The 10,011-nt window shown below is 69.9% G+C and carries 10 protein-coding genes; 3 read left to right on the top strand and 7 right to left on the bottom strand.

Annotation, left to right across the window (positions count from 1 at the left end; translation table 11 throughout):
- Positions 1-219: 219 nt before the first annotated feature.
- From ACIF9R_RS27180 to ACIF9R_RS27155, 6 genes are all read right to left on the bottom strand, one after another.
- On the bottom strand, positions 220-483 hold the full coding sequence (locus tag ACIF9R_RS27180) for a hypothetical protein (RefSeq protein WP_399984993.1): 264 nt from the start codon (positions 481-483) through the stop codon (positions 220-222).
- A 136-nt stretch (positions 484-619) separates the two neighbouring features.
- Positions 620-1,081, bottom strand: a complete 462-nt coding sequence (locus ACIF9R_RS27175; RefSeq protein WP_399984992.1) for a hypothetical protein — start codon at positions 1,079-1,081, stop codon at positions 620-622.
- A 96-nt stretch (positions 1,082-1,177) separates the two neighbouring features.
- Positions 1,178-1,540 (bottom strand): carbohydrate kinase family protein, encoded by a 363-nt coding sequence (locus tag ACIF9R_RS27170; RefSeq protein WP_399984991.1) that lies wholly within the window; start codon positions 1,538-1,540, stop codon positions 1,178-1,180.
- Between the two features lie 152 nt (positions 1,541-1,692).
- Positions 1,693-2,964, bottom strand: coding sequence for a hypothetical protein (locus tag ACIF9R_RS27165; RefSeq protein ID WP_399984990.1), 1,272 nt, complete (start codon positions 2,962-2,964; stop codon positions 1,693-1,695).
- An 85-nt stretch (positions 2,965-3,049) separates the two neighbouring features.
- On the bottom strand, positions 3,050-3,241 hold the full coding sequence (locus tag ACIF9R_RS27160; RefSeq protein ID WP_399984989.1) for a DUF397 domain-containing protein: 192 nt from the start codon (positions 3,239-3,241) through the stop codon (positions 3,050-3,052).
- Positions 3,238-4,113, bottom strand: a complete 876-nt coding sequence (locus ACIF9R_RS27155) for a helix-turn-helix domain-containing protein (protein ID WP_399984998.1) — start codon at positions 4,111-4,113, stop codon at positions 3,238-3,240. The genes ACIF9R_RS27160 and ACIF9R_RS27155 overlap by 4 nt, the downstream gene beginning before the upstream one ends.
- 208 nt (positions 4,114-4,321) lie before the next feature.
- Here ACIF9R_RS27155 and ACIF9R_RS27150 point away from each other — a divergent pair, with 208 nt between their 5' ends.
- Entirely contained in the window at positions 4,322-4,762 is a 441-nt protein-coding gene (locus ACIF9R_RS27150) for an ATP-binding protein (protein ID WP_399984988.1), read from the top strand.
- 386 nt (positions 4,763-5,148) lie between these two features.
- A complete protein-coding gene (locus ACIF9R_RS27145; RefSeq protein ID WP_399984987.1) occupies positions 5,149-6,669 on the top strand; it encodes a catalase in 1,521 nt (506 codons plus the stop codon).
- Positions 6,670-6,708: 39 nt separating this feature from the next.
- Here the strand turns inward: ACIF9R_RS27145 and ACIF9R_RS27140 are convergent, their stop codons facing one another.
- On the bottom strand, positions 6,709-8,370 hold the full coding sequence (locus tag ACIF9R_RS27140) for a PucR family transcriptional regulator (RefSeq protein ID WP_399984986.1): 1,662 nt from the start codon (positions 8,368-8,370) through the stop codon (positions 6,709-6,711).
- Between the two features lie 182 nt (positions 8,371-8,552).
- On the opposite strand from ACIF9R_RS27140, the gene ACIF9R_RS27135 reads away from it, so the two are divergent.
- Entirely contained in the window at positions 8,553-9,821 is a 1,269-nt protein-coding gene (locus ACIF9R_RS27135) for an NAD(P)/FAD-dependent oxidoreductase (protein ID WP_399984985.1), read from the top strand.
- Positions 9,822-10,011 lie beyond the last annotated feature (190 nt).

The following is a 10,011-nucleotide window of genomic DNA, read 5'->3' as shown; positions in this document are numbered from 1 at the left end:
GCGTGCTGGTCAGACTGACCCACCCAGGGGCTGGGGGCAGCACTGCAGGCTGCCCCCGGCCCCCACCAGGAAGATCACGATCTACGACTGGAGTACTAGACACTCGCATCCTTGCAAGTCGGCGGCACCTTTCTGCTGTCAGGGCGTCAGATCGGCCAATTCCGCTGAAGAGCCGGGGTTAGATCGAACGACATCCACAGCACAAACCTGACGCGCACTTCACAGAAGGAGCATCACGGACATCCCGACAAGGAGAGCTCCGACGATCAGCAACACGATCCCGAATCCGCGGACCTGTCGAGGCCCAGGGAAATGTTGGGCCTCGCTGCCCGTACTCGTCACCAGTCGCTCGGCAAATGCCGACACCTGCAGGCTTCGCCGAACCAGCACCGCGCCAAAGACAAGGAACCCCAGCCCACACAGGCCCGCGAACACCTTGGCCGCTATCGGTGCTTCGGCTGCTGTCACCGCCAGTATTTCCATGCTCCCTCTCCACAAGGATGCCACGCTTCCACCCGCAGGCAGCGGGCGGAGGGAGCCCCCGACCTGCGCACGAGAAGAACGGGCCAACGGTCAGGGGCCGGGCAATCGGCGCCTCATCGCGTCGCGCTACGAGTCATTACTTGAAGGGCCAGAGGAAAGTGTATCCGACTCCTGCTGTCACATTCATCGGGACCATCGGCGGAATCCAATTGAGCCCATATCCTCCTCCCACTTGTGCCGCATAAACGAGTGCTCCCTTTTTGTTTCGAGTCCCACCAATACCGATGGACGAGTGAACATTGGGCCCTTCGCCGGCGTTAACATCGAGCTGCCCGGCCCAACCGCTGAGCTGACTGACGTCGTCGGCATTAGAATACATTTCATCGATAGTCCAACTGGCCTCAACGCCTCCCAGCCCAATACTCGGCGTGACTGTGAAGGCGCCACTGTCTTCTCCACCAAACTCAGTGATACCGCATCCGCTAACCGAGAGGGAGATCCCAAAGGAAACTGAAACAGTGGAGCAATGACCGTTGGCCACCGGAAGGTATCCGTCAAAGAATTTCTTGAAACTGGAGTCCTGCAGTACGCCGGCCACAGGCCCAGTTCTGGAAGGCCACGTGAGGAACCCGACGTTTGAGCAGGGTTGTACGTCACAAGATCACGTTTACGCGTCAATGTCGACACGTCAAGATCAACGACATAGCATCTCTTGACCGCGCGGTCCGCGCCCGCGAACGTCAGCATCCGCTTTCCGGTGCCAGATGACAGGACGACAGCCATGCTCGTACGAGCCCCGGCCTGTACCTGAACCAGTGAGGGCGTCCAGCACCTCCAGGCATATGGCGCCTGCCGTGTCGTCGCCCACGGCGGACACCAGTCGGACGGAGCAGCCCTGTCGCACCAGCCCCACGGCGGTGTTCGACGCGGCGCCGCCCGGCAGCACGGAGCATTCCATGCCCCGCAGCTTCTCGTGTTCTGCGGGGAACCGGTCGGCCAGCGCGATGACGTCGAAGTTGACCCCGCCCACGACCAGCACGCGCTTTGCCGTGCTCACGGCCGGCCCCAGCGGTAACTCTCGAACAGTACGTGGCGCACCAGCCTTTAACGGCTGTCGGGCAGCGTTTCCGGCGGGAACGAGGCGTGAGCCGGCGTACAGCCGGTATCCGGTCGCCCGGCCCGTCCTCCCCGGGCCGGGCGGGCGCAGTGTCACCGGTTGGCACCGGGGCCCCCGCCGCGCAGTGAGGACAGGACGAGACGGCCGTAGCGTGTGGTGAGGACCAGGGCCGTGGCGGCCAGTGCGGCGACGAGCGCGACGGTGAGCGCGACGGCTCCCTCGGCGCCGAGTACCTGGAGGATGCTCAGGGCCGTACCGACCGGCAGGCCGAGAATGGTCAGGACGCCGAGTGCGCCCGCGATCTGCTGACTCTCCTGGGTCTGCACCAGCCGCGCGTAGTCCGCCGCTTCGGCGAGGATCTCGTCGAAACGCTCCGGGAGGCGGTACTGGGTCTGGAAACTCAGCAGCAGTTCGTTGGCCGGGCCGTGGGCGGTGAGGTGCTGGCGCCAGTAGGTGCTGCGGAACGTGGCGATGTGCCGTTCGAGGGCGGACACCCGGCGGGCGAGCTTCGGGCCGTCGAAGACACCGGAAAGACCGTCGGTCAGTTCGTCGATGTGGTCGCGCTGGACGCTGCCGAGCAGCAGGGCGTCGAGGTAGACGGTGCGGCCGTGCAACTGCGCGAAGGCGTAGAAGTCGTCCCCGCCCGGGTCGGCCCGGTGTCCGAGGAAGGCCGCGCCGTGGCGCAGCACCAGAGCGCTCCAGTCGGCGGATATGCGCAGCGCGTGTTCCGTGCGGTCGGGCCAATGCTCGAGCGGGGTGGGGAAGTCGGCCTCCGTGGACCTGGAGGCGAGGTACCAGAGCCAGTGGTCGGCCGTCTCCGGAAGCCGGCCGTCCTGCCGCAGCGCGGGGGCGTGCCGGGGGCCGGGCGTGAGGAACGCGACCGTGTAGGGGCGGGCGATCGCGAACGGGGCGGCGGCGCCGCGCGGCTCGGCGATCCCGGTCAGCAGTACCCGCGGGGAGAGCGGACCGTCGAGTGGGTCGGAGGCGGCTGGGCTGCGGTGGCCGATGGCGCGCAGCATCTCCAGGAGGGCGGGGCCCTCGACGTCGAAGTGCAGCACCGCCAGTCCATGGTTCGGATGGCGGGCGGTGGCTGTACGCAGTAACTCGATTCCCCTGAGATGCAAAGGCCCGTGCCGCACGTCCATGAACCGGTGCCAGCGGCATGGCCTTTCGGGTGTGCCGTAGAGGGCACGGGCGGCGGCCGGGGTGAAGTACGTCTGCCGGGTGGCGGCATCGGTACGGCGGCCGCCGAGCACGAAGGGCAGGGGGCCGGTCGGCCAGTTCGCGATCCTGGTGAACCGGACCGGCAGGACGACGGCCAGTGTCTGCCGGACTCCGGTGACGAGACTGAGATCCGTGTCCAACGGGGGAGGCCTCCGGTACGCAACGGATGGTCATGGGCCGGGCGGGCCTCAAAATACGGTCGCCGGCACGCCGCACAGCGGAAGTTCAGACGCGGGAGCCGGCCGCCAGCGCCGTGAACGTCGACCAGGCGGCGCGGGACACGGCCAGCGCCTGCCTGTCCGTGTCCTTCGAGTCCCGGACGAGAACGACGCCGGGGTTCAGGGCAACCTCGATGCAGTTGTCACCGCCACCACCGCTGTAGCTGCTCTTGAACCAGGCCGACTCGCTGGTGCTCATAGCGCTCCTCGCATCTGCTCCAACAGGCTCACCGTGGCTTGATGGCTCAGAGCCTGCGAGCGCATCTTGCCATAGCGCTGAAGCATGTGACTTGCCGATTTCGGGTCGCTGATGAGCATGCTGGTGCCGTGGCCCTCAACGTAACCGACCCAGCTGTGATCAGCCCTCTCGGCGAGGTACATCTCGCCCTCGAAGCCTGAGTGTTCCTCTTGGATCAGGGGCATGACTTGAAGCTCTACGTTGCGGTATCGGCCGACTGCGATGAGGTGGTCGAGGAGAGACTTCGTTACGGCGGCCCCTGCCATACGACGCTCCAGCAGCGCCTGCTCGATGACGAAGCTGAACGTCGTGTGGGGACGATCGACGAGAAGTTGCTGTCTGGCCAGACGCGCCACCACTTGCCGTTCGGCCTGTTCCTCGGTGAGAGGAGGGAGGTACCGGTCGAAGAGAGCCCGAATGTAGGGCTCGGGTTGCACCATGCCTGGGACAACGCGGCTTTCGTAGGCGTACAGGGAAAGGGCCTCTTCCTCGATCGCGGCCCACTGCAAGAACCACGACGCCAACCCCGCTTTCCGCGTCAGGCTTTTCGCAGCCGCCCTCAGCACCCGCCCCGCGACCGCCCCCAGAACCTCCTCCGACCGCTCCAGCAGGTCCCGTGGTGGGAACCGCTTCCCCTGCTCGATCTTGGCGACGTACGCGACCGAGTACCGCACCAGCGGCGCGAACTGCTCCTGCGTCAGGCAGGCTTCTTCTCGTAAGGCCTTGAGGACCGCACCGAAGGTCCGCAAGCTGTCGGAGAGTTCTGGCTCGCAGTTGCCACCCCCGTTCTGCCCGGTGTTCCCGCCCGTCCCGCCGCCGTTGCCCGTCGTCATCGCAGCCGCCTTCCCCTGTGCCGCCGGGCCGTGTTCGTGCCGCACCCGGCTGCTCGCCGTACCGTCTGCCGTACGCGCTGCGCCACGCTCGGCACTCTCATCGTCACGTACGGCGACCGACCCGGACCAGTGAATCGACCAGGACAGCGCGATCTGTATGGGCTCAGGGCCTGCCGACGCGCCGTCAGCTCCCGTCAGGGTGGCTGCCATGTCAGTCCCCCGCACCCAGAGTCCCACCCCGGCCCGCGCGTTCAGCCAGCGTTTCTCCGCCACCCGCCGCGGTGCGCGTCTTGCCCGGTTGCTCGTCGCTCACCAGCTGACCGAGTGGGGGCACCCGCACGGTACCGAGGCGCATGACACCGTCGTCCTCGTCGTTGCCGAACTCGTCGCGAACGCGGTCCTCCACGGCCGCGTCCCGGGGCGGGACTTCGCCCTGTCGCTGTCCTACGACGCCGGTCGGGGAGCCGTCCGGATCGAGGTGACCGACACCCATCCGGCCCTGCCGACGCGCAAGGCTCCCGACTCGGACGAGGACGGCGGCCGCGGCCTGGTCCTCGTCGATGCCCTCGCCGTGACCTGGGGTGTCTGCGACCGCCATGGTCCCGGCAAGACGGTATGGGCCGAGTGCGCGACGGCTCCCCGAGCCTGACGGCACCGGAGTCTCCGAACCTGCGTGACCCTGCAAGGTCGCCGACGCCGCAGGGCCGGTGAGGCCGTGCTCGCCGCGTGCCTGCCCACCGCCTGCCGAGTGCGCCACGCTCGCCGTGCCCCTGCCGCCGGCGGAGCGGAAACGGTATCCGACCCTGCGCGCCCTCGGCGACGTCGGTCCCGGCCCTGGTCGTGTACGGGCATACGGCGAGGGCCACCGATCCAGGCCGCGGTGTGTGCATGTTGCGCATGTAGTGCGACCGGGTGTCTACCGCGGCTGTTCCGGGTCACTCGCCTCAGAAACGGTGACACATGTCGATGGGGCCTGCCGGTGCCCTGCCTCCGGACCGGCCCCTGCCGCACAGCCGCGAACGGAAAGGCAGAGCGATGACGGAGACCCGACCCGCCACCACGACCGACTCGGGAGCCCCCGCGGAGAGCGATGAACACTCGCTCACCGTGGGACCCGGAGGGCCGATCCTGCTGCAGGACGCCTACCTGATCGAACAGATGGCGCAGTTCAACCGGGAGCGCATCCCCGAGCGCCAGCCGCACGCCAAGGGGAGCGGGGCCTTCGGCCGCTTCGAGGTGACGCACGACGTCAGCGCGTACACCAAGGCGGGCCTGTTCCAGCCCGGTGCCGCCACCGATCTGGTCGTCCGCTTCTCCACCGTGGCCGGCGAGCGCGGCAGCCCGGACACCTGGCGCGACCCGCGCGGCTTCGCGGTGAAGTTCTACACCAGCGAGGGCAACTACGACCTGGTCGGGAACAACACGCCGGTGTTCTTCGTGAAGGACCCGATGAAGTTCCAGCACTTCATCCGCTCGCAGAAGCGCCGCGCGGACAGCAATCTGCGCGACCACGACATGCAGTGGGACTTCTGGACCCTCTCACCGGAGTCCGCCCACCAGGTCGCCTGGCTGATGGGAGACCGGGGCATTCCGCGGAGCTGGCGCCACATGAACGGCTACAGTTCCCACACCTACATGTGGATCAATGCCAAGGGTGAACGGTTCTGGGTGAAGTACCACTTCAAGACCGATCAGGGCATCGAGTTCTTCACCCAGCACGAGGCCGACCAGATGGCCGCGGCCGACACCGACTACCACATGCGTGATCTCTTCGAGCACATCCGTGACGGCGAGTTCCCCAGCTGGACCCTCCATGTACAGGTCATGCCGTACGCGGACGCGGCCGGCTACCGCTTCAACCCCTTCGACCTCACCAAGGTATGGCCGCACGGCGACTACCCGCTCATCCCGGTGGGGCGCATGACGCTCGACCGCAATCCGACCGACAACCACGCCGAGATCGAGCAGGCGGCCTTCCAGCCCAACAACCTGGTCCCCGGCATCGGTCCGAGCCCGGACCGCATGCTGCTGGCCCGGTTGTTCTCCTACGCGGACGCACACCGCGCCCGTCTCGGGACCAACTACCAGCAACTCCCCGTGAACGCGCCCGTCGTCGACGTCCACACCTACTCCAAGGACGGGGCGATGGCCTACCGGAAGACGAGCGACCCGGTCTACGCGCCGAACTCCAAGGGCGGACCCGCGGCCGACACCGACCGCTACGGCAGCCCGCCCAGCTGGCAGGCCGACGGCGAGATCACCCGTGCCGCCTACGTCTCCCACCCGCAGGACGACGACTGGGGGCAGCCCGGCACCCTGGTGCGCGAGGTCCTGGACGACGCCGCCCGCGACCGCCTGGTCGACAACGTCGTCGGACACCTCCTCAACGGCGTCACCGAGCCCGTCCTCCAGCGTGCCTTCGCGTACTGGGCGAACATCGACGAGGGCGTCGGCAAGCGCATCGAGGAGGGTGTACGGGCCAAGGCCCATGAGAAGGACCCCAAGGCCGCCGAACAGAGCAACCCCTCCCGGCGCAGCATGCAGCACAAGGCGTAAAAGGCGCGTCCCCCGGCCCCGGGGCCGGGGGACGCGGGCTCAGGGGCCGGCCGGGCGGGGGCCGGCGGCCATCGCCATGAGCTGCAGCCGTAGCGCGAGCCGTATCCGCGGCGAGGTCAGGTCCACCGGGGCCACCTCGTCGAGCTTGCGCAGCCGGTAGCGCAGCGTGTTGGGATGGATCCGCAGCAGCCGTGCGGCGCTCCGCGGGTCGCCGTAGTGGTCCAGCCAGGCCGCGAGCGTCTCGCGGTACGCCGTGCCGTGCTCCTCGTCGTGTGCGCGGAGCGCGGCGAGCGGCCCGCCGAGCAGGCCCGTGTCGATCCCGACGGCCGCCGCGGCACGCTCCACGACGACGGCGTCCCAGGCGTCCTCCATCAGCAGAAGCCCCGTCCGGCCGGGGAGCGGGAGCCGGCCACCACCCACCAGCCGGTGGAGCTCGCCCGCCTCCGCGGTGGCCCGGGGCAGTTCGTCGGGGGTGTGGGCGGGGCAGCCCGCCATGGCGTACAGACCCGGATCGTGGGCGTGCACCTCACGGAGCACGTGCCGGAGCCAGTCCAGCGTGCCCGCACCGGCGTCGGCCAGACCCCCGGCCGTGACCGGCCGTCCGCCCCGCGGCCGCTCGACGACCAGGCCGAACAGCGCGCCGTCGAGGTCGGTCAGCAGCGGCTGGTGCCAGCCGAAGCGCAGGGCGACCGACTCCCACAGATCCAGTTGTCTGCGCACATCGGTCCCCGCGGGCGATCCGAAGGCCACCACCCGCCAGGGCCCCGGTGGCAGCGGCGGCGCCGCCCCCGGTCCCGTGATGCCGGGCCCGGCGGCCGTGCCGGGACCGGTGACGGAGGCGACGCCCTCGCGCAGGGTCACCCGCAGCCGGCCCGTCGAGACCCGCCGTGCGATACCGGCCTCGGCGCGCAGCCGCAGCAGATGCAGGGCGAGCACCGAGGCCACGTCGCCGAGCTCCCGGATGCGTTCCGGGGGGACCGGGGCCCGGACCACCGCCCAGATCGAGCCCAGCCACTCGCCGCCGGCCCGTACCGGGATGATCAGCCGGGGCAGGGTGCCGTCGGGGCCCGCCGGGGTCCAGATGGGCTCACTGGAGCGGGCGAGCCTGCGGAAGACCCCGCCGGCCCGGAAATGGGTCAGGGTCTCCGGCGGAACACGCCGTCCCACGATGGTGGAGACACGCGCCGGGTCGGTCGTGTCCTGCCGCGCGGAGTAAGCGAGGACCCGTGACTGCGCGTCCTCCACCGTCACCGGCGCGTCGATGATCTCGGCCGCCGCGTCGGCCAGCGCGAACAGATCGACATGCGGGCCGGGCGACCCGAGACGGCTGGTGTCCGGCGCGGCGGCCCGGTCGATGACGCCCCGCAGCAGCCAGACGACATGCGCCCACGACGTGTGCGGCTGCAGTTCGACCAGAGCGGGGCCGGCCAGCTCACGGGCCGCGGCGGCCACCCGCGGATCCGCGGCGAAGGGCACCTTCAGCACGACGCCCCCGGCCGACGCCTGGGCGGCCCGTTCCAGCAGGGCGACGGCCCCGTCCCGGTCGGTCACCCCCACCCCCAGGACCAGTTCGCCCGGCTGGCCCACGGCATCACCGGGCTCGGCCAGGGCGACGTCGTGCACCTCGGCGTCACCGGCCGCCACGACCGTACGGAGGAACCCGGCGCCCAGGGACTCCACCAGATCGGTGACCGTGATCATCCCCGGCCCCGGGCGGTACGACGGCGGTGACTCATGAGCGGGGTCATGCCTCCATTGTGGCCCGAGAGCACTGTTCCCGGCGCACCACCCGGATCGATCTCCTTGGCCGCTCGGCACAAAGACAACCGCGGGGGCGGGGCCCACCATCGAAGACACCACCGCATTCGGAGAAGAGGTTCCGTATGTCCCGCCCCGCCTCGCCCGCGCACTCGGGCCCCCGCACCGCCGCCGTCGTCGGTGCGGGCATGGTCGGCCTGTCCACCGCCTGGTTCCTGCAGGAGCGGGGCGTCGACGTCACCGTCTACGACCGTGACGCGGTGGCCGCCGGCTCCTCCTGGGGCAACGCCGGATGGCTGACCCCGGGCATCGCCACACCGCTGCCCGAACCCGCGGTCCTCACCTACGGCATCCGCGCGGTTCTCAGCCCGTCCTCCCCGGTCTATGTCCCGCCCAGCGCCGACCCCAAGCTGCTCAGGTTCCTCGCGGGGTTCGCCCGGAACAGCACCGCGAAGCGGTGGCTGCGGGCGATGCGCGCGCTCGTCCCCCTCAACAGCCTGTCGCTGGCCGGCTTCGACCTGCTGACCGGAGGCGGTGTCGAGGCCCAGACCCTGGAGGCCAAGTCCTTCCTCGCGGCCTACCGCACCGCCGGGGAACGCCGGGTTCTGCTGGAGGAACTCCAGCAGATCTCCGCCGCCGGCCAGCGGATGGAGTTCGACGTGCTCACCGGCGACGAGGCCCGGGAGGTCGAGCCGTCCCTCTCGGACGGGATCGGCGCCGCGATCCGGCTGTACGGCCAGCGCTACATCGATCCCGGGCACTTCGTGCACGCCCTGGGCGACGCGGTCCGCGCCCGCGGCGGTGAGATCCGGGAGGGGACCGAGGTCACCGATGTGCGGGACGCGGCCACCGGTGTCACCGTCCTGACCGGTGACGGCGCGACCCGGCGCTTCGACGCGGTGGTCCTGGCCACCGGAGCCTGGCTCGGCCGCCACGCCCAGAAGTTCGGGGTCCGCTCCCTGGTCCAGGCCGGCCGGGGATACAGCTTCAGCGTCCCGGTCGAGCACCTGCCGGCCGGCCCGGTGTACTTCCCCGGTCAGCGCGTCGCCTGCACGCCGCTCGGCGACCGGCTGCGCGTCGCCGGAATGATGGAGTTCCGCAAGCCGGAGGCGCCGTTGGACGCCCGCCGGATCAACGCCATCGCCGAGGCGGCCCGCCCGCTGCTGCGCGGCGCCGATCTGGACGACCGTAAGGACGAGTGGGTCGGCTCGCGCCCCTGCACGACCGACGGCCTTCCGCTGATCGGCGCCACCCGCTCACCCCGGGTCTTCGCGGCCGGCGGGCACGGCATGTGGGGCATCACCCTCGGCCCGGCCACCGGACTGCTGCTCGCCGAGGCGATGGTCACCGGTGAACGCCCGGCGCAGCTCGCCCCGTTCGACCCGCTGCGCTGACCGGCTGCCGCCGGCCGTCCCGGCGAGGTCCGGTCCGCCCCACCGGAGCGGGAGCGTACGGTCGCACACCCCAAGGGTGTGCGACCGTACGCTCCCGTTTGTCCTGGCCACTGCCGGATCCACCAGGGCTCCGCTCTTCATGTTTATGGAGTTGCAGCTGGAGTGACGGACGGGCAGGAAGGTGACCGCC

Source organism: Streptomyces sp. NPDC086080 (assembly GCF_044540255.1).
GTDB lineage: Bacteria > Actinomycetota > Actinomycetes > Streptomycetales > Streptomycetaceae > Streptomyces.
This window is presented reverse-complemented; position numbering and strand designations above follow the sequence as displayed.